Annotated in this window: 25 protein-coding genes; 15 read left to right on the top strand and 10 right to left on the bottom strand. The window is 62.1% G+C overall.

Annotated features, from left to right (window positions below; all coding sequences use genetic code 11):
* Positions 1-95 precede the first annotated feature (95 nt).
* The 4 genes from ATI14_RS19550 to ATI14_RS19535 all read left to right on the top strand — a co-directional run bounded on the left by ATI14_RS19550 (position 96) and on the right by ATI14_RS19535 (position 4,937).
* Positions 96-2,849, top strand: a complete 2,754-nt coding sequence (locus ATI14_RS19550) for a response regulator (RefSeq protein WP_016969288.1) — start codon at positions 96-98, stop codon at positions 2,847-2,849.
* Positions 2,850-3,034: 185 nt separating this feature from the next.
* Positions 3,035-4,024 carry a 2-hydroxyacid dehydrogenase gene (locus ATI14_RS19545; protein WP_016969287.1) on the top strand — a complete coding sequence of 330 codons (990 nt, stop codon included), beginning with the start codon at positions 3,035-3,037 and terminating at the stop codon, positions 4,022-4,024.
* 71 nt (positions 4,025-4,095) lie between these two features.
* Positions 4,096-4,536: a hypothetical protein gene (locus ATI14_RS19540; RefSeq protein WP_016969286.1), complete on the top strand. Its 441-nt coding sequence runs from the start codon at positions 4,096-4,098 to the stop codon at positions 4,534-4,536.
* Positions 4,533-4,937 carry an META domain-containing protein gene (locus ATI14_RS19535; RefSeq protein ID WP_016969285.1) on the top strand — a complete coding sequence of 135 codons (405 nt, stop codon included), beginning with the start codon at positions 4,533-4,535 and terminating at the stop codon, positions 4,935-4,937. The genes ATI14_RS19540 and ATI14_RS19535 overlap by 4 nt, the downstream gene beginning before the upstream one ends.
* A 114-nt stretch (positions 4,938-5,051) precedes the next feature.
* On the opposite strand, the gene ATI14_RS19530 is transcribed toward ATI14_RS19535, so the two are convergent.
* Positions 5,052-5,513, bottom strand: coding sequence for a TlpA family protein disulfide reductase (locus tag ATI14_RS19530; RefSeq protein ID WP_016969284.1), 462 nt, complete (start codon positions 5,511-5,513; stop codon positions 5,052-5,054).
* A 115-nt stretch (positions 5,514-5,628) separates the two neighbouring features.
* On the opposite strand from ATI14_RS19530, the gene arsC reads away from it, so the two are divergent.
* The 3 genes from arsC to ATI14_RS19515 are packed head-to-tail and all read left to right on the top strand — an operon-like array spanning position 5,629 to position 6,984.
* Positions 5,629-5,982 (top strand): arsenate reductase (glutaredoxin), encoded by a 354-nt coding sequence (arsC, locus tag ATI14_RS19525; RefSeq protein WP_016969283.1) that lies wholly within the window; start codon positions 5,629-5,631, stop codon positions 5,980-5,982.
* Complete coding sequence (gene wrbA, locus ATI14_RS19520; RefSeq protein WP_016969282.1) at positions 5,979-6,593, top strand: NAD(P)H:quinone oxidoreductase; 615 nt, start codon at positions 5,979-5,981, stop codon at positions 6,591-6,593. The genes arsC and wrbA overlap by 4 nt, the downstream gene beginning before the upstream one ends.
* Entirely contained in the window at positions 6,577-6,984 is a 408-nt protein-coding gene (locus ATI14_RS19515) for a DUF2069 domain-containing protein (protein ID WP_016969281.1), read from the top strand. Before wrbA ends, ATI14_RS19515 begins: the two co-directional genes overlap by 17 nt.
* A gap of 124 nt (positions 6,985-7,108) precedes the next feature.
* Here the strand turns inward: ATI14_RS19515 and ATI14_RS19510 are convergent, their stop codons facing one another.
* Both ATI14_RS19510 and ttcA read right to left on the bottom strand, forming a co-directional pair.
* Positions 7,109-7,780: a DNA-3-methyladenine glycosylase I gene (locus tag ATI14_RS19510; protein WP_016969280.1), complete on the bottom strand. Its 672-nt coding sequence runs from the start codon at positions 7,778-7,780 to the stop codon at positions 7,109-7,111.
* A 67-nt stretch (positions 7,781-7,847) separates the two neighbouring features.
* A complete protein-coding gene (ttcA, locus tag ATI14_RS19505; RefSeq protein ID WP_016969279.1) occupies positions 7,848-8,672 on the bottom strand; it encodes a tRNA 2-thiocytidine(32) synthetase TtcA in 825 nt (274 codons plus the stop codon).
* A gap of 374 nt (positions 8,673-9,046) precedes the next feature.
* Here ttcA and ATI14_RS19500 point away from each other — a divergent pair, with 374 nt between their 5' ends.
* Positions 9,047-9,649: a Yip1 family protein gene (locus ATI14_RS19500; protein ID WP_016969278.1), complete on the top strand. Its 603-nt coding sequence runs from the start codon at positions 9,047-9,049 to the stop codon at positions 9,647-9,649.
* Between the two features lie 129 nt (positions 9,650-9,778).
* Positions 9,779-10,273, top strand: a complete 495-nt coding sequence (locus tag ATI14_RS19495) for a SprT family zinc-dependent metalloprotease (RefSeq protein ID WP_026083097.1) — start codon at positions 9,779-9,781, stop codon at positions 10,271-10,273.
* 92 nt (positions 10,274-10,365) lie between these two features.
* Here the strand turns inward: ATI14_RS19495 and ATI14_RS19490 are convergent, their stop codons facing one another.
* On the bottom strand, positions 10,366-11,529 hold the full coding sequence (locus ATI14_RS19490) for a CaiB/BaiF CoA transferase family protein (RefSeq protein WP_016969276.1): 1,164 nt from the start codon (positions 11,527-11,529) through the stop codon (positions 10,366-10,368).
* Positions 11,530-11,686: 157 nt separating this feature from the next.
* Here ATI14_RS19490 and tusD point away from each other — a divergent pair, with 157 nt between their 5' ends.
* The 6 genes from tusD (at position 11,687) to ATI14_RS19460 (ending at position 15,135) form a co-directional block, all read left to right on the top strand.
* Positions 11,687-12,079 (top strand): sulfurtransferase complex subunit TusD, encoded by a 393-nt coding sequence (tusD, locus tag ATI14_RS19485; RefSeq protein WP_016969275.1) that lies wholly within the window; start codon positions 11,687-11,689, stop codon positions 12,077-12,079.
* 1 nt (position 12,080) lies between these two features.
* Entirely contained in the window at positions 12,081-12,431 is a 351-nt protein-coding gene (gene tusC / locus ATI14_RS19480) for a sulfurtransferase complex subunit TusC (protein ID WP_016969274.1), read from the top strand.
* Positions 12,431-12,709 (top strand): sulfurtransferase complex subunit TusB, encoded by a 279-nt coding sequence (gene tusB / locus ATI14_RS19475; protein WP_016969273.1) that lies wholly within the window; start codon positions 12,431-12,433, stop codon positions 12,707-12,709. The genes tusC and tusB overlap by 1 nt, the downstream gene beginning before the upstream one ends.
* Complete coding sequence (locus ATI14_RS19470; RefSeq protein ID WP_016969272.1) at positions 12,706-13,041, top strand: TusE/DsrC/DsvC family sulfur relay protein; 336 nt, start codon at positions 12,706-12,708, stop codon at positions 13,039-13,041. The genes tusB and ATI14_RS19470 overlap by 4 nt, the downstream gene beginning before the upstream one ends.
* Positions 13,038-14,039, top strand: coding sequence for a glycosyl transferase family protein (locus ATI14_RS19465; protein ID WP_016969271.1), 1,002 nt, complete (start codon positions 13,038-13,040; stop codon positions 14,037-14,039). The genes ATI14_RS19470 and ATI14_RS19465 overlap by 4 nt, the downstream gene beginning before the upstream one ends.
* An 88-nt stretch (positions 14,040-14,127) precedes the next feature.
* On the top strand, positions 14,128-15,135 hold the full coding sequence (locus tag ATI14_RS19460; protein WP_017256465.1) for a glutathione S-transferase family protein: 1,008 nt from the start codon (positions 14,128-14,130) through the stop codon (positions 15,133-15,135).
* 95 nt (positions 15,136-15,230) lie between these two features.
* Here ATI14_RS19460 and cysG read toward each other — a convergent pair whose 3' ends face one another.
* From cysG to ATI14_RS19430, 6 genes are read right to left on the bottom strand one after another with little or no spacing between them, the layout of a single operon-like run.
* Positions 15,231-16,625: a siroheme synthase CysG gene (cysG, locus tag ATI14_RS19455; RefSeq protein WP_016969268.1), complete on the bottom strand. Its 1,395-nt coding sequence runs from the start codon at positions 16,623-16,625 to the stop codon at positions 15,231-15,233.
* Complete coding sequence (serS, locus tag ATI14_RS19450) at positions 16,626-17,906, bottom strand: serine--tRNA ligase (RefSeq protein ID WP_080519830.1); 1,281 nt, start codon at positions 17,904-17,906, stop codon at positions 16,626-16,628.
* Between the two features lie 16 nt (positions 17,907-17,922).
* Positions 17,923-18,297, bottom strand: a complete 375-nt coding sequence (crcB, locus tag ATI14_RS19445) for a fluoride efflux transporter CrcB (protein ID WP_016969266.1) — start codon at positions 18,295-18,297, stop codon at positions 17,923-17,925.
* On the bottom strand, positions 18,297-19,619 hold the full coding sequence (locus ATI14_RS19440; RefSeq protein WP_016969265.1) for a replication-associated recombination protein A: 1,323 nt from the start codon (positions 19,617-19,619) through the stop codon (positions 18,297-18,299). The genes crcB and ATI14_RS19440 overlap by 1 nt, the downstream gene beginning before the upstream one ends.
* Before the next feature lie 27 nt (positions 19,620-19,646).
* Entirely contained in the window at positions 19,647-20,270 is a 624-nt protein-coding gene (lolA, locus tag ATI14_RS19435; RefSeq protein WP_016969264.1) for an outer membrane lipoprotein periplasmic chaperone LolA, read from the bottom strand.
* Between the two features lie 54 nt (positions 20,271-20,324).
* Positions 20,325-22,733 carry a DNA translocase FtsK gene (locus tag ATI14_RS19430; protein ID WP_016969263.1) on the bottom strand — a complete coding sequence of 803 codons (2,409 nt, stop codon included), beginning with the start codon at positions 22,731-22,733 and terminating at the stop codon, positions 20,325-20,327.
* Positions 22,734-22,751 lie beyond the last annotated feature (18 nt).

The following is a 22,751-nucleotide window of genomic DNA, read 5'->3' as shown; positions in this document are numbered from 1 at the left end:
AGATTCCGCACCGCGCAAATGGCTACACTGCGCAGGTGGCGCGGGCCGGATGCCCGCGCGGGTCATTGAAAACAATGTGGTAGCAGGAGAGTGGCGTGCTTAGAAGAATGGGGATAAAAGGCCGCGTACTGTTGCTGACCTTATTACCGACCAGCCTGATGGCCTTGTTGTTGGGGGGCTATTTCACCTGGATGCAGCTCTCGGAGTTGCAGACCCAGTTGCTGCAGCGCGGCGAAATGATTGCCGAGCAGTTGGCGCCGTTGGTGGCTCCTGCCCTGAGCACGCGTAACACCGACCTGCTCGAACGCATCGCCACCCAGTCCCTTGAGCAACCGGACGTGCGCGCCGTTTCGTTCCTCGCACCTGACCGTTCGCCCCTGGCCCACGCGGGCCCGACCATGCTCAACCAGCCGCCGGTGGGCAACAGTTCGCATTTGTTGCAGCGTAGCGGCAATGACGCCACCCGCTATCTGCTGCCGGTCTTTGGCCGCCACCGTAATCTTGCCGGCGAGCTGATTCCCGATGAGGCCGACCGCCTGCTGGGCTGGGTCGAGGTGGAGCTTTCCCACAACGGCATGTTGCTGCGCGGCTACCGCAGCCTGTTCGCCAGCCTGCTGCTGATCGCCATCGGCCTGATCTGCACCGCAGCCCTGGCGCTGCGCATCAGTCGCACCATCAACTCGCCGATTGGCCAGATCAAGCAGGCCGTGGCCCAGCTCAAGGACGGCAACCTCGAAACGCGCCTGCCGCCCCTCGGCAGCCAGGAACTGGATCAATTGGCCTCGGGCATCAACCGCATGGCCGAAACCCTGCAAAATGCCCAGGAAGAATTGCAACACAGCATCGACCAGGCCACCGAAGACGTGCGCCAGAACCTGGAAACCATTGAAATCCAGAACATCGAGCTGGACCTGGCGCGCAAGGAGGCCCTGGAGGCCAGCCGTATCAAGTCGGAATTCCTGGCCAACATGAGCCACGAAATCCGCACTCCGCTCAATGGCATCCTCGGCTTTACCCACCTGCTGCAGAAAAGCGAGCTGTCGCCGCGTCAGCTGGATTACCTGGGCACCATCGAAAAGTCCGCCGACAACCTGCTGGGCATCATCAACGAGATTCTCGACTTCTCGAAAATCGAAGCCGGCAAGCTGGTGCTCGACAGCGTGCCGTTCAACCTGCGCGATTTGCTGCAGGACACCCTGACCATCCTCGCCCCCGCCGCCCATGCCAAGCAGCTCGAACTGGTCAGCCTGGTGTACCGCGACACGCCGCTGGCGCTGGTGGGCGACCCGCTGCGCCTCAAGCAGATCCTGACCAACCTGATCAGCAACGCGATCAAGTTCACCCGCGAAGGCACCATCGTCGCCCGCGCAATGGTTGAGGACGAAGAAGAAGACAGCGTACAACTGCGCATCAGTGTGCAAGACACCGGCATAGGCCTTTCCAATCAGGACGTGCGCGCGCTGTTCCAGGCGTTCAGCCAGGCCGACAACTCGCTGTCGCGCCAACCCGGCGGCACCGGTTTGGGTCTGGTGATTTCCAAACGCCTGATCGAGCAGATGGGCGGCGAGATTGGCGTCGACAGCACGCCAGGCGAAGGCTCGGAGTTCTGGATCAGCCTGAACCTGCCCAAAACCCGCGATGACGTTGACGATTTGCCTTCTGCGCCGCTGCTGGGCCGTCGTGTGGCGGTGCTGGAAAACCACGAGCTGGCGCGTCAGGCCTTGCAACATCAGTTGGAAGACTGCGGCCTGGAAGTCACGCCGTTCAACACCCTCGAAAGCCTGACCAACGGCATCACCAGCACCCATCAGACCGAACAGGCGATTGACCTGGCGGTACTCGGCGTCACGGCCAACGACATCCCGCCCGAACGCCTCAACCAACACTTGTGGGACCTCGAACACCTGGGCTGCAAGGTCCTGGTGTTATGCCCGACCACCGAGCAAATGCTGTTCAACCAGTCGGTGCCGAACCCCAACAGCCAATTGCAGGCCAAACCCGCGTGTACGCGTAAATTGCGTCGCGCCCTGGCTGACCTGATCAGCCCGCGCCCGTTGCGCAGCGAACCCGGCGAGCCACTGTCCAGCCGGGCACCGCGCGTGCTGTGCGTGGACGACAACCCGGCCAACCTGCTGCTGGTGCAAACCCTGCTCGAAGACATGGGCGCCAAGGTGCTCGCCGTCGAAAGTGGCTATGCGGCCATTGATGCGGTGAAGCAGGAAACCTTCGATCTGGTGCTGATGGACGTGCAAATGCCCGGCATGGACGGCCGCCAAAGTACCGAGGCGATTCGCCAGTGGGAGAGCGAGCGCCACGGCACGCCACTGCCGGTGGTCGCCCTCACCGCCCACGCCATGGCCAACGAAAAACGCGCGCTGCTGCAAAGCGGCATGGACGACTACCTGACCAAGCCCATCAGCGAACGGCAACTGGCCCAGGTGGTGCTGAAATGGACCGGCCTGGCCCTGCGTAACCAGGGCCCCGAGCGCGGCAATGACAACCTCGGCCACGGCGTGCAACTGCTGGTGCTGGACCACGAGGAAGGCCTGCGCCTGGCGGCGAACAAGGCGGATCTCGCCGCCGATATGCTCGCCATGCTGCTGGCCTCCCTTGAAGCCGACCGCTTGGCGATTACTGTCGCCCGCGAAGCCAAGGACAACAATGCGCTGATCGAACGCGTCCACCGCTTGCACGGCGCTACCCGCTACTGCGGCGTGCCGCAATTGCGCGCCGCCTGCCAGCGTGCCGAAACCTTGCTCAAGCAGGATGACGCCAAGGCCATGGCCGCGTTGGATGAGCTGGACATGGCGATTGCGCGGCTGGCCAGTGAGGCTCGCGTCAACGCGTAGCTTTTCTGTGGGAGCTGGTTTTTCTGTAGGGAACTGCGTTCCTGTGGGAGCTGGCTTGCCTGCGATGCAGGCGACTCGGTATGCCTGCCAGACCGAGGAGAGGCCATCGCAGGCAAGCCAGCTCCCACACAAACCAGCTTCCACAGGGGTACACGATCACCTTTAACCGTGCAGGGAGCCTTTCAATGCGCGTCATTCTTTTCAGCAGCCAGACCTACGACCGCGACAGCTTCCTCGGCGCGCCGCAGCCCGCTGGCGTAGAGCTGCAATTCCAGCCCGCCCGGCTCAACCTCGACACCGTGGCCCTGGCCGAACACCACGACGTGGTCTGCGCCTTTATCAACGACGACCTCAGCGCACCGGTGCTGGAACAATTGGCCAAAGGCGGCACGCGCCTGATCGCGTTGCGCTCGGCCGGTTACAACCATGTCGACCTCGCCGCCGCCAGGCGCCTGGGCCTGACCATCGTGCGGGTTCCGGCCTACTCGCCCCACGCGGTGGCCGAACACGCTGTTGCGCTGATCCTGGCCCTTAACCGCCGCCTGCACCGTGCCTATAACCGCACCCGCGATGGCGACTTCAGCCTGCACGGGCTTACCGGTTTCGACTTGGTGGGCAAAACCGTCGGCGTGGTGGGCACCGGGCAGATCGGCGCCACGTTCGCCAAAATCATGGCCGGTTTCGGCTGCCAGTTGCTCGCTTATGACCCCTTCCCCAACCCGCAGGTCCAGGCCCTCGGCGCACGTTACGTAAGCCTGCCGGAGCTGCTGGCCCAGGCGCAGATCATCAGCCTGCATTGCCCGCTGACCGCCGACAGCAAACACCTGATCAACGCCGCCTCCCTGGCCCGCATGCAACCGGGCGCAATGCTGATCAACACCGGGCGTGGCGGGTTGGTCGATACGCCGGCGCTGATCGAAGCCCTCAAGGACGGCCAGCTCGGCTACCTGGGCCTGGATGTGTATGAAGAAGAAGCCCAGCTGTTTTTCGAGGACCGCTCCGACCTGCCCTTGCAGGATGACGTGCTGGCGCGGCTGTTGACCTTCCCGAACGTGATCATCACTGCGCACCAGGCCTTTTTGACGCGCGAGGCCCTGGCAGCCATCGCCGACACCACCCTGGCCAACATTGTCGCGTGGGCCGAAGGCCAGCCGCAGAACCTGGTCGAAGGATGATCAGCGGTCATATACCAGGCTCATGATGAGCCGGCACCCGTGATAGGATGCCGCGCCTATTTGGAGGACCCATGGCCGAACACGATTTCCGCTTCAGCTTGCTGAGCCCGCAACACACCCTGATCGAATGCCGCGCCCTGGTGCCGGGCCGTTACCAGATCACCGGCAACGGTGGTTCGATCAAGCACGGCGACGTACTGATCGTCACCCTGCGCGGCAGTAAAACCCTGTCGATGCGCCTCACCGTCGAAGGTGACGCACGCTACTCCATCCGCCCGGCGGGCCAATGGGTCGCCATGGCCCAGGGGCCGAAATTCGGCGAGCTGGAGATTCACACCTGGAAGGTCAACTGCGACAGCTGCGACACCGTGCTCGAATTTGAATTCGCGGTGGAAACCAAGCTGACCAAAGAGCCCCTGCAACCGGCCGCCAACGCGCGTATCCAGGAGCTGGGCTGGGCCAACATGGGCGACCAGCACCGCTGCCCTAAATGCCAGCAGGCCGCGCAATGAAAGGCGCGCTTTTGCTCGCCGCCCTCGGCGTCGGCCTGACCGGCTGCGCAGGTGACGCGGTGAAGCTCAAGCAGGACCACAGCTACGTGGTGGAATGGATCGGTGAGCGGCCGTTGATGGACTACGCCCACCTGACCGTCACCCTCGGCGCCGATGGTCGCGCCTATGGCAATGGCGGCTGCAATCACTGGTTCGCCCCCTACACCGTCGAGGGCGACAAGCTCAGCTTCGGCAAGGTGGGCAGCACCCGCAAGCTCTGCGCCGAAGCCCTGATGGAGCAGGAACACCGCTTCTTCCAGGCGCTGCAAGGCGTCGAGCGCTGGGACATCTCGCCGATCGAGCAAACGCGTTTCTGGCCCGCCGAAGGCAAGCCGATTCGCCTGTGGCTTGAAGAAGGCTGATGGCTTTTCTTGGGAGCTGGCTTGCCTGCGATGCTGCTGACTCGGTGTGTCAGGTACATCGCAGTGATGCCATCGCAGGCAAGCCAGCTCCCACACTAGCCAACCCTCACAGGTTCAACCGCGCAAGGCCTTGAGCTTGGCCAACACCCCTTCCGCCGTCTGCTCGCCCATCAACTGCTCGCGCACCTTGCCCTTGTCATCGATGATGTAGGTCACCGGCAACGCCTCGCTGCGCGGAATATCGAAAGTCTCTTCCGGGTTTTGCGCCAGCACGGTGAACTTGATGCCCAGCTTTTCACTGGCGGCCTTCAATTCTTCACCCTGCACGTTATCGAAGTTGACCCCGAATACCCCCACGTTCTGCCCCTTCAGTTGCTCGGCCAGGGCATTGAGCTCGGGGATTTCCGTGCGGCAAGGGCCACACCATTCGGCCCAGTAATTAAGTACAACCCACTGTTTATCCAGGCGCTCGGCCGCTACTTTCTTGCCATATTGGTCAACGCCGTAATCGTTACCGCAGCCGCTGAGCAGCAGGGTTGTGATGATCGCCAATGCACCGATCAGTCGCCTTGTCATGGGGTAATCCTTCGTAAAAATGAACATCGGCTGCGACCTATCGCCTCTTACGGTTTAAGGACGCGCCACAGCCCGGGTAGAATACCCGCCACCTTACGCAAGATGCGACCCGCACATGACCGATCTGACGCTTTATCACAACCCGCGCTGCTCGAAATCCCGTGGTGCGCTGGAACTGCTCGAAGCCCGTGGCCTCACGCCCACCGTGGTGCGCTACCTGGAAACCCCGCTGAACGCTGCGCAACTCAAGGCCCTGCTCGGCAAACTCGGCATCGGCGCGCGCCAGCTGCTGCGTACCGGCGAGGACGAATACAAAACCCTCAACCTGGCCGACGCCAGCCTCAGCGAAGCGCAACTCATCGCCGCCATCGCTGAGCATCCCAAGCTGATGGAGCGCCCGATCCTGGAAACCGCCACCCAAGCCATCATCGGCCGCCCGCCGGAAAACGTCCTGGAGATTCTGCCGTGAGCGCACCCTATGTGCTGGTGTTGTATTACAGCCGCAACGGCTCGGTGAGCGAAATGGCCCGGCAGATTGCCCGGGGCATCGAGCAGGCCGGGCTGGAGGCGCGCCTGCGCACCGTTCCGGCGATCTCCACCGAGTGCGAAGCCGTGGCGCCCAGCATTCCGGACGAAGGCGCGCTGTACGCCAGCCTTGATGACCTGAAAAACTGCTCCGCCCTGGCCCTCGGCAGCCCGACGCGCTTCGGCAACATGGCCGCGCCGCTCAAATACTTCCTCGACGGCACCAGCAACCTGTGGCTCACCGGCGCCCTCGTCGGCAAGCCGGCCGGTGTATTCACCTCCACCGCCAGCCTGCACGGCGGCCAGGAAACCACGTTGATGTCGATGCTGCTGCCGTTGCTGCACCACGGCATGTTGATCACCGGCCTGCCCTACAGCGAACAGGCCTTGCTCGACACCCAGGGCGGCGGCACGCCGTATGGCGCCAGCCACCACTCGGGGCCGGACGGCAAGCGCATGCTCGATCCACATGAAATCAGCCTGTGCCGCGCCCTCGGCCTGCGCCTGGCGAAAACCGCGAGCCTGCTGGAGAACGGCCGTGGCCAGGAAGCCTAAGGTCCTGCCACCAACGGCTTGGCTCGCGCCACGGGTCAAGACCGCGCGGGCGCTGAGCCTGCTGGCGTTTTTTGGCCTGGTGGGCTTGCTGAGCGGTTACTACCTGTTCGTGGCCGACCTGCACGGCGCGCGCCCGTGGGTGATCCTGCTGATCGAACTGGTGCCGCTGCTGATACTCGCGCCGGGAATGCTGATGGGCAGCGCGCGCGGGCATTCGTGGATGTGCTTTGTGGTGAACCTGTATTTCATCAAGGGCGCGCTGGCGGCGTATGACCCCAACCGGCAGTGGTTCGGAGTGCTGGAGATGCTGGCGAGTCTGGCGGTGTTTTGTACGGCGCTGCTGTATGTGCGGTGGCGGCATCAGCTCAATCGGCGGCTTGCTGAGGCCTGATAGACCTGTAGTGCCTGTCAGGCACCCTTCGCGGGCCAGCCCGCTCCCACATTTGGTTGCATTCCAAAGTTGGAACTCGGTCAAATGTGGGAGCTGGCTTGCCTGCGAAGGCATCACCTCGATTTCAATGATTCACCGTGTACGCCAACATCATCGACAACTGGCACATCGGCCGCCCGCTCTCGGCATGCCACTGATTGAAAGCATCCTGCACAATCGCCAAATCCCGCAGGCTGGTCGGCACCTTATCGACGATCTTCTGCGCATTCAGCGCCGCCACCACGTCATCACTCGGCACAAAGGTATCCTTGCCGACCATGCGCAAAAAGCGTGGTGCCGACAGCCCGCCCAACTGGTGGCCGTGCTTGCTCAGGTACTTCCACAGGCCGACGATTTCCGTCACCGGCCAGTCGGCGATGAACGCGCCGAAACTGCCCTTCTCCTGCTCGATATCCAGAATCATCTGCGCATTGCGCGGCACGCTCTTGAGCTTGCCCAGGTGGCGGATGATGCGCGTGTCCTGCATCAGGCGCTCCAGGTGCTCGGCGCCCATCAGCACAACTTTCTCCGGGTTGAAGCCGAAGAAGACTTCTTCGAATGCCGGCCATTTGGCGTCCACCACGCTGTGCTTGAGCCCGGCGCGAAACACTCGCAGCGCCAGGGTCGACAGGTAGCGATCATCGCTGATCCTGCGCAGTTGCGCCGGGGTCTTGGGTACAGCCAGGTGGGCGTCCAGTTTGGCAGCCGAACCGAAACGGTTCAGACAGTATTCGTGCAGCCACTTGTAATCGCGCATGCCCTCTCCTGGCAATTGAATGGAAAACGGCGCCCGCAAGCGCCGTGTGTCAGAGCATTGAAGTCGCTTAGAGGTTCACAACGTTGACGAAGCGCGACGCGGCCGTCTCGTCGATCTTCAAGCTGGTGAAATCGAACAGGTTGCGATCCGCCAGCTGCGACGGCTGTACGTTCTGCAACGCGCGGAAGATGCTTTCGGTACGGCCCGGCGTTTTGCGCTCCCAGTCCACCAGCATTTCCTTGACCACCTGGCGCTGCAGGTTTTCCTGGGAGCCGCACAGGTTGCAGGGGATGATCGGGAATTGCTTGAAGTCGGAGTAGGCCTGGATGTCTTTCTCGTTGCAATACGCCAGCGGGCGGATCACCACGTTGCGGCCATCATCGGCGCGCAGCTTGGGCGGCATGGCCTTGAGGGAGCCGTTGAAGAACATATTCAGGAAGAAGGTCTCGACGATATCGTCGCGGTGATGCCCCAGGGCCATCTTGGTCGCGCCGATTTCGTCGGCAAAGGTGTAGAGCGTGCCACGGCGCAGGCGCGAGCACAGCGAGCAGGTGGTCTTGCCTTCCGGAACCAGCTCCTTGACCACCGAATAGGTGTCTTTTTCGACGATGTGATATTCCACGCCCAACTCTTTGAGGTAGGCCGGCAGCACATGCTCGGGAAAGCCCGGTTGTTTCTGGTCCATGTTGACGGCGACGATCTCGAACGTGATCGGTGCGACCTTCTGCAGGTGCAGCAGCACATCGAGCATGGTGTAGCTGTCTTTGCCGCCGGAGAGGCAGACCATGACCTTGTCGCCGTCCTCGATCATGTTGAAATCGGCGACCGCTTCACCGGCCAGGCGACGCAGGCGTTTTTGCAGTTTGTTCTGGTTGACCGTAAGAGTGCCCATGGCGCTTGGATCCGCTAGAGGTGTGTGACGAAAAGCGCAGCATTTTACGCAAAAATACTTCAATGGGCGACGCCGATCCAATGTGGGAGCTGGCTTGCCTGCGAAAGCAGTGGGTCAGCCAGCTGATTCGTTTCTGACCCGCCGCTATCGCAGGCAAGCCAGCTCCCACATCGACCGTGGCAGTCCAGACAGACCTCGCCGCGATTAAGCCCGCTGTTTACAGCGCAATTTGCTCTAAAGCCCTACAGTTTTTCAGGTCATCACTTCCTATACTGCGATTTGAGGTCCCACATCACTATCCAGGACCTTTGAGGCCAATTGGCCCGTGGGCGCTCCGATGGGGGGCGATGGTAATAACGACAGGAGTGACTGGCATGATCCATCACGTCGTGGGGCTGTTTACCCATCCCGACCAGGAATGGCGGGAAATCCGTGGCGATAAGGAAGAAAGCATCGGCCACATGTACCTCACTCACACCCTGATTCTCGCGGCGATCCCCGCCGTTTCCGCCTTTATCGGCACCACACAGGTCGGATGGGTTATCGGCAGCCGTGCTCCGGTGATGCTCACCCAGGAAAGCGCCTTGTGGATGACCCTCATGTCGTATGCCGCCATGCTTGGCGGCGTGGCGGTGATGGGTGCGTTCATTCACTGGATGGCCCGCACTTACGACGCCAACCCCAGCATGGCGCGTTGCGTGGCCTTTGCCACTTACACCGCCACACCACTGTTTATCGGCGGGCTGGCGGCACTCTACCCGCACATGTGGTTGGGCATGATCGTGGGCACGGCGGCCATCTGTTACACGGTCTACCTGCTGTATGTGGGGCTACCGACCTTTATGAACATCGACCCGGACGAGGGTTTCCTGTTTTCCAGCTCGGTACTCGCCGTGGGGCTAGTGGTGCTGGTGGCGATCATGGCCTTCACCGTGATCGTCTGGGGCCTTGGCGTGGGGCCGATTTACACCAACTAGCCGCTTTCAGATCGCAAGCAAGGCCACCGCAAGGTGGCTTTGTGCGTTATGCATGACCATTCGGCGCCTGACAGATTCGGAAACACTCGGCTTTGCGGCATACTGGTGCTCTCTGGAGATATGTACAGCATGCCCGAGCAACTCAATACCCGCGTCGAAGATTGTTTCCTGCAAGCCGAATCCTTTTTCAAACGAAGCTTCAAACGCCCCCAAGTCAGCCTCAAGCTGCGGGGTCAGAAAGCCGGTGTCGCGCATTTGCACGAGAACCTGCTGCGTTTCAACCCACAGTTGTACCGAGAAAACACCCAACACTTCCTGAAACAAACCGTTGCCCACGAAGTGGCGCACCTGATTGCCCACCAGTTGTTTGGCGAACGCATCCAGCCCCATGGCGAGGAATGGCAATTGATCATGCGCGGGGTATACGAACTGCCGCCGGATCGCTGCCACACCTATGAAGTGAAACGCCGGCAGGTGACCCGCTATATCTACCGCTGCCCGTGTGCGGACAGTGATTTTCCGTTTTCGTCACAGCGCCATGCGCTGGTGGCTCAGGGAAGGCGGTATTTGTGCAGGCGGTGCCGGCAGACGTTGGTATTTACCGGCGAAACCCGGGTGGAGTGAAAGCCTCATCACAGGCAAGCCAGCTCCCACATTTTGATAACCGCCGCGTTCAAAATGTGGGAGTGGGCTTGCCCGCGATAGCGCCCGATCAGTCACCCCACTACTCCAGCCTGCCGCAAATCTGCAATTCGCTGAACACTAAACCCCAACTCCGCCAGCACTTCATCACTGTGCGCCCCCACCGCCGCCCCAATGTGCCGAGGCGGCGGCAACCCTTCTGAAAACTTCAACGGGCAGGCCAGTTGCGCCTGCGTTGAACCATCCCCCCGTGGCACCTGGCTGACCAGCGCCCGCGCCTTGAGCTGTGGATGCTCCACCGCTTCACTCAGGCTCAGCACCGGCTCCACGCACGCATCGACTGAGGCGAACAGCTCGCACAACTCGTCAAAGCTGCGCTTCTCGAATTCAACCTGCAACGCCGCCTTGAGCGCGGGGGACAAGCCCAACGCCGCCAGCTCCGGCCGCCCCAATGCCTCGCAGAGTTGCTGCATAAACCCGGGCTCCAGGCTGCCGACCGACATCCAGCGCCCATCCCGCGTACGGTAATAATCATAAAAACTGCCGCCATTGAGCACATGGTTTTCCCACGCCGGCTCCACACCGCAGGCCAGGTAACCCGCGCCCGCCATGGCATTCAAGCTGAACGAGCAATCGGTCATGCTCACATCCAGGTATTGGCCGACGCCGCTTTGCTGGCGGGCGATAACCGCGGCGAGCAACCCGACTACCGCATGCAGCGAGCCGCCGCCCACATCCGCCAATTGCACACCCAGCGGCAACGGTCCGCTGTCCTGCCGCCCGGTATGGCTGGCCACGCCGGCCAGCGCCAGGTAGTTGATGTCATGCCCGGCGCGGTCTTTATAAGGCCCGGTCTGGCCGTAACCGGTGATCGACACATAAATCAGCCGGGGGTTGATCGCTTTCAGCGCCTCATACCCCAGCCCCAGACGCTCCATCACGCCGGGGCGGAACTGTTCGAGGACAATGTCGTAGTCCTTCACCAATTCACGCACGATCTCCAGCGCCTCGGCCTTTTTGAGGTCCAGGGCCAAACTGCGTTTATTGCGATTGAGGTAGGCGTGGCTGGCCGACGTGCCGCGGTCGTGGGGCGGCAGCACCCGCAGCAGGTCCCTGCGCGTAGACGATTCGATGCGCAGCACCTCGGCGCCCATGTCCGCGAGCAGCAACGAGGCAAACGGGCCGGGCAGCAAGGTGGAAAAATCCAGCACTTTGAGGGACGCCAAGGGACCAGACATGGAGACTCCGTTTCCGATTCGAGTGCCCACAGACTAGGCAGCTCCGTGCCCGCCCGCAATCGCCGGAACGGTCACCGGCACTGACCGTTTTGATCACGGCGGGCTTTTTCGCGGCGGCGGCTTTATCATTGGCCCAGGTTTGCTTGCAGAGTGTTCCATGAAGTTTGCGATTGCAGTGTTTTCCGCCGCCCACGCGCCCTCCTCGCGCCGTGCCCTGCTGTTTGCCCAGGCGGCATTGGCCGGCGGGCATGAAATTGTGCGGCTGTTTTTCTATCAGGACGGTGTGTACAACGCCGCCGATAACCTCGTGACGCCCCAGGACGAGCAGGACACCGCCCGCCAATGGCGCGAATGGGTCAGCGCGCACCAGCTCGACGGCGTGGTGTGTATCGCCGCCGCCTTGCGCCGTGGCGTGCTCAACAACGAAGAAGCTACACGCTATCAGCGCAGTGCGGTCAACCTGAGCGCGCCGTGGGCGTTATCGGGTTTGGGGCAGTTGCACGATGCCGTGCAGGCCGCCGACCGCCTGATCTGCTTTGGAGGGCCGTGACATGGCCAAATCCCTGTTAATCATCAGCCGCCAGGCGCCGTGGTCCGGGCCGGGCGCGCGGGAAGCGCTGGATATCGTGTTGGCCGGTGGCGCGTTTGACCTGCCGATCGGTTTGCTGTTTATGGATGACGGCGTGTTTCAGCTCGCCGCCAACCAGGCGCCCAAAGCCTTGCAGCAAAAAGACCTCAGCGCCAACCTGCAGGCGCTGGAACTGTTTGGCGTCGAAGACGTATTCGCCTGCCGCCACAGCCTCGACGAACGCGGGCTGGTGGCGCCGACCAGTGCCCAACCGCTGAACAGCGAAGACATCGCCACGCTGATTGACCGTTACGACCAGGTGGTGACCCTCTGATGTCGACTTTACATGTGGTGTCCCACTCCCCGTTTACCGACAGCCGCTTCGCCAGCTGCCTGCGTGTGTGTGGCGTCAATGACGCCATTCTGCTGTGCGGCGATGGCGCCTACGGGCTGCACAACCCGGCCCTGCAAACCAAAGGGGTAAAAGTCTTCGTACTGGCCGAAGACCTGCAGGCGCGCAGCATCTGCCTGCCGGACTGGGCCGACAGCGTGGACTATGCCGGTTTTGTGCAGCTATCACTCGACTACGACAAGGTCAACAGCTGGCTATGAACACCCTGACCGTAGGCGCATGCACCCTCGAGCTGGACAAGGACGGTTACCTGGTTGACCTGGACCAATGGTCGGCCGAGGTTGCGGACGCCCTGGCGGCGGCCGTGCCCCTGGAACTGACCGCCGATCACTGGGAAATCCTCGAACTGCTCCGCCAGTTCTACGCCGAATTCCAACTGTCGCCGGCCACCCGCCCGCTGATCAAGTACACCGCCTTGAAGCTGGGCCCGGAAAAGGGCAACAGCCTGCACCTCAACAAACTGTTCAACGGCACTCCCGCCAAACTCGCCGCCAAGCTGGCGGGCCTGCCCAGGCCGACGAATTGCTTATGACCGACTTTGCCCCGCTGACCCTCGAAACCCCCGCCGAGCACCCGTTTGCACAGTTCGTGCGCATCCTGGGCAAAGGCAAGCGCGGCGCGCGCAACCTCACCCGCGAGGAAGCCCGCGATGCCATGGGCATGTTGCTCGACGAAAAGGTCGAAGACACCCAGCTCGGCGCGTTCCTGATGCTGCTGCGCCACAAGGAGGAAAGCCCGGAAGAACTCGCCGGCTTCACCGAGGCCGTGCGCGAGCGCCTGAATGCCCCGGCGCTGAACGTGGATGTCGATTGGCCGACCTACGCCGGCAAGAAGCGCCACCTGCCGTGGTACCTGCTAGCCGCCAAGTGCCTGGCGCAAAACGGCGTGCGCATTCTGATGCACGGCGGCGGCGCGCACACGGCCGGGCGGCTGTACACCGAGCAACTGCTGGAAGGCCTGCAGATCCCGTTGTGTCGCAATTGGCAGCACGTCGAAGCTGCCTATGCACAGGGCAACCTGGCGTTTATCCCGCTGGGTGACTGGGCGCCCCAGCTGCAACGCATGATTGATCTGCGCAACACGCTGGGGCTGCGTTCACCGATTCACTCGCTCGCGCGGCTGCTCAACCCATTGAACGCGCGCCTCGGCCTGCAAAGCATTTTCCATCCGGGCTATCAGGGCGTGCACCGCGATGCCAGCGGCCTGCTCGGCGACAACGTGATTGTGGTAAAGGGCGACGGCGGCGAAATCGAGATCAACCCCGACTCCGCCAGCCACCTGTACGGCACCACCGGCGGCCAGAGCTGGGACGAAGAATGGCCCGCCCTCTCCGCCCAGCGCCACGTCAAGCCGGCCAGCCTGGAGCCGGAACATTTGAAGGCGCTATGGCGTGGGGAGGTCGAAGACAGCTACCCGCAGCTCGCGCTGATCGCCACCATGGCACTGGCCTTGCGCGGCCTCGGTCATTCACGGGAACAGGCATTTGCAGTGGCCCAGCAATACTGGGACGCGCGGGACAAATCGATTTAATCGATGATTGAGCCCCGGTCTTTGCGCTTTTAGTTCGAACTCATCCCTTTAGACTGGGCTCCAACGCTTATTAGCCGAGGAGCCAGTCATGGGTTTGCTGATCGAAGGACACTGGAAAGACCAGTGGTACGAAAGTAGCGCAGATGGCGCATTCCAGCGCGAACAGGCACAGCGCCGCCACTGGGTCACCGCCGATGGTGCTCCCGGCCCGAGCGGCGAAGGCGGCTTCAAGGCCGAGGCCGGCCGCTATCATCTTTATGTATCCCTTGCGTGCCCTTGGGCCCACCGCACCCTGATCCTGCGCAAACTCAAAGGCCTGGAAGGCCTGATCGACGTGTCCGTCGTCAGCTGGCTGATGCTGGAAAACGGCTGGACCTTCGACAAGGCCCACGGCTCGACCGGCGATGCGCTGGATCATTTCGACTTCATGCACCAGCGCTACACCGCCGACACGGCCGACTACACCGGGCGCGTTACCGTGCCGGTGCTGTGGGACAAACAGCTCAAGCGCATTGTGAGCAATGAGTCGGCGGAGATCATCCGTATGTTCAACAGTGCGTTTAACGGGCTGACCGGCAACACGCTGGATTTCTACCCCGAAACACTGCGCCCGACCATCGACGCCTTGAACGCGCGCATTTACCCCGCCGTGAACAACGGCGTATACCGCGCAGGCTTCGCTACGTCGCAGCAGGCCTATGACAGTGCGTTTGATGACGTGTTTGCCGAGCTGGATCACCTGGAACAGCATTTGGGCAAACATCGGTACCTCGCCGGTGAATACCTGACCGAAGCCGACGTGCGCCTGTTCACCACGCTGATTCGTTTTGATGCGGTGTATTACAGCCACTTCAAATGCAACCTGCGCAGGATTGCGGATTATCCGAATTTGTCGAATTGGCTACGGGAGTTGTATCAGTGGCCGGGCGTGGCCGAGACGGTGGATTTTGCGCATATCAAGGGGCATTACTACGGGAGCCACCGCACGATCAATCCAACCGGGATTGTGCCCAAGGGGCCCTGGCAGGGGTTTGATGCCGGACATGATAGAGCGCGATTGAGTGGAAAAGGTATCCGGGATTTATCCACATCATGAGTTAGCTTTGAAGACGCCATCGCGGGCAAGCCCGCTCCCACAGGTTGGAATGCATTCCACTGTGGGAGCGGGCTTGCCCGCGATGCTTTTGAGGCTTAAACCTCAGACTGCGCGCCCTCAAACCACTTGAGCTTCTCGCGCAACACCACCACTTCGCCGACGATCACCAGGGTCGGCGCATGCACTTCATGCTCCGCCACCAGGCGCGGCAAGTCCGCCAGGGTGCCTGTGAACACGCGCTGGTTGGAGGTCGTTCCCTGCTGAATCAGCGCCGCCGGGGTATCGGCGGCGCGGCCATGCCGGATCAGTTGTTCACAGATAATCGGCAAACCGATCAGGCCCATGTAGAACACCAGCGTCTGCGAAGGGCCCACCAGGTCATGCCAGGGCAGGTCCGAGGTGCCGTCCTTCAAATGGCCGGTGATAAACCGCACCGATTGCGCGTAGTCACGGTGGGTCAGCGGAATCCCCGCATACGCCGCGCAGCCGCTGGCCGCTGTAATGCCCGGCACCACCTGGAACGGAATGCCATGGGCCGCCAGTTCCTCGATCTCTTCACCCCCGCGCCCGAAGATGAACGGGTCGCCGCCCTTGAGGCGCAACACGCGCTTGCCTTGTTTGGCCAGGTCTACCAGTTGCTGGTTGATCTGGTCTTGCGGCACCGCGTGATCGGCGCGGCGTTTGCCGACGTACACGCGCTCGGCGTCGCGACGGCACAACTCCAGAATAGCCGGGGCCACGAGGCGGTCATACAGCACCACATCGGCCTGTTGCATCAGGCGCAGTGCGCGGAACGTCAGCAGGTCCGGGTCACCTGGCCCTGCGCCAACCAGGTAAACCTCACCCGGTGCATAGGGTGGCGCGCCGTTGACCTTTTCGACCAGCAGGCGCTCAGCCTCGGCGCCCTGCCCGGCCAACTGGCGGTCGGCAATCGGGCCTTGAAACACGTCTTCCCAGAACGCACGGCGTTGCTGCACATCCGGGTACAAACTTTTGACCTGGGCACGAAAACGCGCCGCCAACCCCGCCAGTTGGCCGTAAGTGGACGGAATCCAGGTTTCCAGCTTGGCGCGGATCAAGCGCGCCAGCACCGGCGCATCGCCGCCGCTGGACACTGCAATCACCAGGGGCGAACGGTCGACAATCGCCGGGAAGATCACGCTGCACAAGGCTGGCGCATCCACCACGTTAACCGGCACGCAACGGCGCTTGGCATCACTGGACACTTGCGCGTTCAGTGACTCGTCGTCGGTGGCCGCGATGATCAGGGTGCAACCGTCAAGGTCGGCCTCCTGATAACCGCGCAAAATCAGTTCCCCGCCACTGCCCAGTACCAGTTCACGCAACTGGTCTTCGATCTGGGGAGCAACCACCCGCAGCAACGCACCGGCATCGGCCAGGAGCCGGGATTTGCGCAAGGCAATCTCCCCGCCACCGACGACCAACACACGACTGCCGCGCAGGTTATGAAACAGCGGCAGAAATTCCATTTAGCGGATGACCTCAACGCCCGCCATGTACGGCTTGAGCACTTTCGGTACACGGATCGAACCGTCCGCCTGCTGATAGTTTTCCAGCACGGCCACCAGGGTACGGCCTACGGCCAGGCCCGAACCGTTGAGGGTGTGCACCAGTTCCGGCTTGCCGGTTTCCGGGTTGCGGAAACGCGCCTGCATGCGACGGGCCTGGAAATCACCGCAGTTGGAGCACGACGAAATCTCGCGGTATTTGTCCTGGCTCGGCACCCACACTTCCAGATCGTAGGTTTTCACTGCGCTGAAACCCATGTCGCCGGTGCACAGCGCCAATACGCGGTACGGCAGCTCCAACAGTTGCAGAACGCGCTCGGCGTTGGCGGTCAGGCCTTCCAGCGCTTCCATGGAAGTCGACGGCTCGACCACCTGCACCATCTCGACCTTGTCGAACTGGTGCTGGCGGATCATGCCGCGGGTGTCACGCCCCGACGCACCGGCTTCACTGCGAAAGCATGGGCTGTGGGCCACGAACTTGATCGGCAGTTCCTTGGCGTCGAGGATCTCGCCGGCCACGATGTTGGTCAGCGACACTTCGGCGGTCGGGATCAGGTACAGGTCGGCTTCGCCGTCGCGGCTGATCTTGAACAGATCTTCTTCGAATTTCGGCAGCTGGCTGGTGCCCATCAGCGCCGGAGCCTGCACCAGATAGGGGGTGTAAGCCTCTTCGTAACCGTGCTCGCCGGTGTGCAGGTTGATCATGAACTGCGCCAGGGCGCGGTGCATGCGCGCGATCGGACCGCGCAGCAAGGCAAAGCGCGCGCCGGACATTTTGGCGGCGGTTTCGAAATCCAGGCCGCCGGTCAATTCGCCCAGGGCAACGTGGTCCTTGATCTCGAAATCAAAGGCGGTTGGCGTGCCCCAGCGACGCACTTCGACGTTGCCGTCTTCGTCTGCGCCAATCGGCACGGATTCGTGAGGGATGTTGGGGATGCCCAGCAGGATCGAGTCCAGCTCGGTCTGGATCTTGTCCAGCTCGAATTTGCCGTCTGACAGCTCGGTGCCCATGCGCTCAACGTCGGCCATCAACGGCGCGATGTCTTCGCCGCGCTGCTTGGCCTGACCGATGGATTTGGAACGGGCATTGCGTTCAGCCTGCAGTGCTTCGGTGCGGGTCTGGACGGTCTTGCGCTGTTCTTCCAGCGCTTCGATGCGCGCGACATCCAGGGCAAAGCCACGGGAAGCCAGGCGGTCCGCTACGTCCTGAAGGTTGCTACGTAACAGTTTGGAATCGAGCATGTCGGTCTCTCGTTTATCAAAGTTTGGTCAGGGACAGGCCGGCCCAGGTGGCGAGCAGCCCGCCGAACACGCTGATGCCCAGGTAGCCGAAGGCTGTCAGGGCCTGCCCGCTTTCCAGCAGGCGCAGCGTATCCAGTGAAAAGGATGAAAAGGTCGTCAGACCGCCTACAAAACCGACAATCAAGCCGGCGCGAATTTCAATCGGCACTTCCGGGCGCAACAGGAACCAGCCGTACAGCACACCGATGATCAGGCAGCCCACCAGGTTGACCGCCAGGGTCGCGGCATAAAAATGCTTCGGCCAATGGGCGCTGACCCAGGTACCGGCGGCGAAACGCAATAATGTACCAGCGATGCCCGCTGCGGACACGGCAAGAATCGTCTTGAGCACTACTTTCTCCGCTGTTTCGGGCTGAGTCGGTCAAGTTGCGCCAGATGGTTGAGCTTTTCACCGATTTTCAGCTCCAGGCCACGGGGCACGGGCTGGTAGAACGGCTGCGGCTCAAGGTCATCGGGAAAGTAATCCTCGCCAGCGGCGTAGGCGTCCGGCTCATCGTGAGCGTAGCGGTATTCGTCGCCGTAGCCCAATTGCTTCATCAATTTGGTCGGCGCGTTGCGCAGGTGCAGCGGCACTTCGAGGGAGCCGTATTCGGCGGCCGCGCGCAGGGCGGATTTGAAGCCCATGTACACCGCGTTGCTTTTCGGCGCGCAGGCCAGGTAAGTGATGGCTTGCGCCACCGCCAGCTCGCCTTCCGGGCTGCCGAGGCGCTCCTGCACTTCCCACGCGGCGAGGCACAGGCTCAGGGCGCGCGGGTCGGCGTTGCCGATGTCTTCGCTGGCCATGCGCACCACGCGGCGCGCCAGGTACAGCGGGTCGCAGCCGCCGTCGATCATCCGTGCAAACCAGTACAGCGCACCATCGGGGTTGGAACCGCGCACGGACTTGTGCAGCGCGGATATCTGGTCGTAGAAGGCCTCGCCGCCCTTGTCGAAGCGCCGGCGTGTATCGCCGAGCAGGCTTTGCAGCAGGTCGACGCCAATCTCGCCACCGTCCTCGGCCAGGTCGGAGGCATTTTCCAGCAAGTTGAGAAAGCGGCGCCCGTCACCGTCGGCGGCGCTCATCAGAATCTTGAAGCCTTCATCACTGAGGCTCAGTTGGCGTTTGCCCAAGCCCTTGTCTTCGCTCAACGCGCGATGCAACAGCTTGCGCATCGCCGCCTCATCGAGGCTTTTGAGCACATAGACCCGCGCCCGCGACAGCAACGCGTTGTTGAGTTCGAAAGAAGGGTTTTCGGTGGTGGCGCCGATAAAAATCAGCGTGCCGTCTTCCACGTACGGCAAAAACGCATCCTGTTGCGACTTGTTGAAGCGATGCACTTCGTCGACAAACAGGATGGTGCGCTTGCCGTATTGTCCGGCCTGCTGCTTGGCAACCTCAACGGCCTGACGAATCTCCTTGACCCCCGCCAGTACCGCCGAAACCGTTTCAAAGTGTGCATCCGAGACTTTCGCCAGCAGCCGCGCCAGGGTGGTTTTACCCACGCCCGGCGGCCCCCAGAAAATCATCGAGTGCAGCGCACCCTGCTCCAGGGCTTCGCGCAACGGCTTGCCGCGAGCGAGCAGGTGTTCCTGGCCGACGTACTCATCCAGATTGGTCGAACGCAAACGCGCGGCCAGGGGTTGAGCAATCGGGTCACTTCGAAACAGGTCCATGGGCAGCGTTTGAAACCTCTAAACAGTTTATTCCTGGATCACGTCGGCACCCTTGGGGATGTCGAACTTGAACTTGGACGCCGGCACCGGCTCGTTGGCCTTGACCCCGGAGAACAGGATGTCGGTGCGCTGGCCGACGCTGTCGATCAGCCGCATGTTGTTGATAACGCCGTTGCCAAAAGACAGGTTCAGGGTGTCGAACAGCGTGTCCTTGGATTTGGGCTTGAGCGTGAACTCGATGACGTTGCTGGTTTGCTTTGAGGTGATCTCGAAGCTGTCGTTGATCTTCGACACATCACCCGACAACAGCAGCGCCGGCGTCTGGTTCAGGCGCGGGTCGAGCTTCTTGATGGTCGCCTGTTCGAGGTCCGGGTCCCACAGGGTGACTTTCTGGCCGTCGGAAACGATGGTCTGCTCGGACTTGCCTTCGGTGTGCCAGTAGAACAGGCCCGGGCGCTGTACGGCCATTTCGCCTTCGGTTTGCTGCAGCTGGGTACCGCCGGCGTCCAGAGTCAGCTGGGAGAAGCGCGCGGTCAGGGTCTTGGATTTGTCCAGCAGGTTGGTCAGGCTGGCAACGGAGGCCGGGTCGGCGTGCGCCGAAACAGCGGTCAGGGCCAGTGCCGGCAACAACAGCATGCGGATAAGACGCATGGGAATCCTCATTGAGTAGTCAGAGCGAGCCGCGTGTTGCCACGCGGCGCGGGGTCAGTCGCGCATCTGCCCGGGGGCGATGACTTCACGCGAGCCGTTGGTGTTCATTGCGGTCACGACGCCCGCCATTTCCATGGCTTCGATCATGCGGGCGGCGCGGTTGTAGCCGATTTTCAGCTTGCGCTGCACGGCGGAAATGGACGCGCGGCGGCTTTCCAGCACGAAGGCCACGGCCTCGTCGTAGAGTGCGTCGGTTTCGGCATCGTCTTCACCGCCGCCGCCGCCATTTTCAAAGCCGCTGCCGGCTTCTTCGACGCCGTTGAGGATGTCGTCGTTGTATTCAGGTGCGCCACGCAGTTTCCAGGCTTCCACCACACGGTGCACTTCATCGTCGGACACAAACGCACCGTGAACCCGGATCGGCAGGCTGGTGCCGGGCGGCATGTAAAGCATGTCACCGTGGCCCAGCAGTTGTTCGGCGCCACCCTGGTCGATGATGGTCCGCGAGTCGATCTTGCTCGACACCTGGAACGCCATGCGCGTCGGGATGTTGGCCTTGATCAGACCGGTGATCACGTCCACCGACGGCCGCTGGGTCGCCAGGATCAAGTGAATACCTGCCGCCCGCGCCTTCTGGGCGATACGCGCGATCAGTTCCTCAACCTTCTTGCCGACGATCATCATCATGTCGGCGAATTCGTCGACCACCACCACGATGGTCGGCAGCTTGGTCAGCTTCGGCGCTTCATCGTGAATGCTTTCGCGCTTGTACAACGGATCATCAATGGTCTCGCCGCGGTCGTGGGCTTCCTTGATCTTGGCATTGAAGCCCGACAGGTTACGCACGCCCATCTTCGCCATCAGCTTGTAGCGACGCTCCATCTCGGCGACGCTCCAGCGCAAGGCGTTGGCGGCGTCCTTCATGTCAGTCACCACCGGGCACAGCAGGTGCGGAATGCCTTCGTAGATCGACAGCTCAAGCATTTTCGGGTCGATCATGATCAGCTTGGCGTCTTCCGGGCCGGACTTGAACAGGATCGACAGGATCATCGCGTTCACACCCACCGACTTACCGGAACCGGTGGTACCGGCAACCAGCAAGTGCGGCATTTTCGCCAGGTCCGTAATCACCGGCTTGCCGCCGATGTCGTGACCCAGGGCCAGGGTGACCGGCGATTTGAAGTTGTCGTATTCCGGCGTCGACAGCACTTCGGAGAAGCGCACGATCTGGCGGTCTTCGTTGGGAATTTCGATACCCACCGTGGTCTTGCCGGGAATCACTTCCACCACGCGCACGCTGGTCACGGCCAGGGAACGCGCCAGGTCTTTGGCCAGGTTGGCGATGCGGCTGACCTTGACGCCAGCGGCCGGCTGGATTTCGTAACGGGTAATCACCGGGCCTGGATGGATCGAGTCCACCGCCACTTCGACACCGAACTCCTTGAGCTTGATTTCCAGCAGGTGGCCGACGGCAGCCAGGGATTCCGGGGAGTAATTGAGTTGTTTCTTTTCCGCCGGGTCGAGAATCGAGATCGGCGGCAAGGTGCCTTCGACGGCGCTGTCGATGAACAACGGCGCCTGTTTCTCTTTCTGCACCCGGGCACTCGGCTCGGGCGCCTTGGCGGGCGCAGGGGCGATCACCGGCGGCACCTGTTTTTCGCGGTCCGACATGTGCTTGCTCAGGGCCTGTTCACGTTCGATCAAGCGCTCCTTGACCTTGGCCTGCTCGCGGCGGTCCGGCGTGCTCGGCGCCACGACCTCATTGACGCGGGTGTCGACCTCGCGCAACTGCGCCACCATGCGCTTGCGGTCGACACGGGCCGACCACCAGCGGTTGGCGGCGCCCTGGAACAGTTCCAGCAGGTCGAGGGTGATCTTGCCGGTCACGTCCATCACCTTGAACCACGACAGGTCGGTGAACACGGTGAGGCCGAACAGGAACAACGCGATAAACATCAGCGTGCTGCCCTGGATGTTCAGGGTTCTGCGCGCCAGGTCGCCCAGGCTCTCGCCCAACGCGCCGCCTGCGCCCGCCGGCAGGCCGGTGGGGGCGTGGAAATGGATATGGGCCAACGCGGCGCCGGACAGTACGAGGAACACCAAACCGATCAGGCGCCACGAAAACAGCCAGCCGCTCCATTGCCACGGCTCGTGGCGCTGGCGGAAGATCTGCCAGGTCTTGATCGCCAGCAGCAACGGGAAGATGTAGGCGAAATAGCCCAGCACCATGAACAGGATGTCGGCGCTGTAGGAACCGGCCGGACCGCCGAAGTTCTGCACGTCTTCGATCTTGCTGTTGTGGCTCCAGCCCGGATCGTCCTTGCCGTAGGTGAGCAAGGCCATCATCAGGAACAGGCACAGTGCGCCGATTGCGATCAGCGCACCTTCCTTGAGTCGGTAATGCAGGTGCTGGCGCCAGGCCGGCACGACTGCTGCTTTGGGTGTTGCGGCGGATTTCTTCAAAACGGGTCTATTCCTGCG

The organism is Pseudomonas tolaasii NCPPB 2192 (assembly GCF_002813445.1).
GTDB lineage: Bacteria > Pseudomonadota > Gammaproteobacteria > Pseudomonadales > Pseudomonadaceae > Aquipseudomonas > Aquipseudomonas tolaasii.
The sequence above is the reverse complement of the archived record's forward strand: the minus strand, read 5'-3'. Positions and strand labels throughout refer to the sequence as shown.

Coding starts and splice junctions, on each gene's coding strand:
- ttcA (WP_016969279.1), bottom strand. CDS start 8,672: ATGGGCACTCTTACGGTCAACCAGAACAAACTGCAAAAACGCCTGCGT.
- tusC (WP_016969274.1), top strand. CDS start 12,081: ATGGCCAAATCCCTGTTAATCATCAGCCGCCAGGCGCCGTGGTCCGGG.
- ATI14_RS19495 (WP_026083097.1), top strand. CDS start 9,779: ATGCCCGAGCAACTCAATACCCGCGTCGAAGATTGTTTCCTGCAAGCC.
- tusB (WP_016969273.1), top strand. CDS start 12,431: ATGTCGACTTTACATGTGGTGTCCCACTCCCCGTTTACCGACAGCCGC.
- cysG (WP_016969268.1), bottom strand. CDS start 16,625: ATGGAATTTCTGCCGCTGTTTCATAACCTGCGCGGCAGTCGTGTGTTG.
- ATI14_RS19440 (WP_016969265.1), bottom strand. CDS start 19,619: ATGGACCTGTTTCGAAGTGACCCGATTGCTCAACCCCTGGCCGCGCGT.
- lolA (WP_016969264.1), bottom strand. CDS start 20,270: ATGCGTCTTATCCGCATGCTGTTGTTGCCGGCACTGGCCCTGACCGCT.
- ATI14_RS19500 (WP_016969278.1), top strand. CDS start 9,047: ATGATCCATCACGTCGTGGGGCTGTTTACCCATCCCGACCAGGAATGG.
- ATI14_RS19540 (WP_016969286.1), top strand. CDS start 4,096: ATGGCCGAACACGATTTCCGCTTCAGCTTGCTGAGCCCGCAACACACC.
- ATI14_RS19490 (WP_016969276.1), bottom strand. CDS start 11,529: ATGTCTGGTCCCTTGGCGTCCCTCAAAGTGCTGGATTTTTCCACCTTG.
- ATI14_RS19510 (WP_016969280.1), bottom strand. CDS start 7,780: ATGCGCGATTACAAGTGGCTGCACGAATACTGTCTGAACCGTTTCGGT.
- ATI14_RS19545 (WP_016969287.1), top strand. CDS start 3,035: ATGCGCGTCATTCTTTTCAGCAGCCAGACCTACGACCGCGACAGCTTC.
- ATI14_RS19535 (WP_016969285.1), top strand. CDS start 4,533: ATGAAAGGCGCGCTTTTGCTCGCCGCCCTCGGCGTCGGCCTGACCGGC.
- arsC (WP_016969283.1), top strand. CDS start 5,629: ATGACCGATCTGACGCTTTATCACAACCCGCGCTGCTCGAAATCCCGT.
- ATI14_RS19465 (WP_016969271.1), top strand. CDS start 13,038: ATGACCGACTTTGCCCCGCTGACCCTCGAAACCCCCGCCGAGCACCCG.
- tusD (WP_016969275.1), top strand. CDS start 11,687: ATGAAGTTTGCGATTGCAGTGTTTTCCGCCGCCCACGCGCCCTCCTCG.
- ATI14_RS19530 (WP_016969284.1), bottom strand. CDS start 5,513: ATGACAAGGCGACTGATCGGTGCATTGGCGATCATCACAACCCTGCTG.
- ATI14_RS19460 (WP_017256465.1), top strand. CDS start 14,128: ATGGGTTTGCTGATCGAAGGACACTGGAAAGACCAGTGGTACGAAAGT.
- serS (WP_080519830.1), bottom strand. CDS start 17,906: ATGCTCGATTCCAAACTGTTACGTAGCAACCTTCAGGACGTAGCGGAC.
- ATI14_RS19470 (WP_016969272.1), top strand. CDS start 12,706: ATGAACACCCTGACCGTAGGCGCATGCACCCTCGAGCTGGACAAGGAC.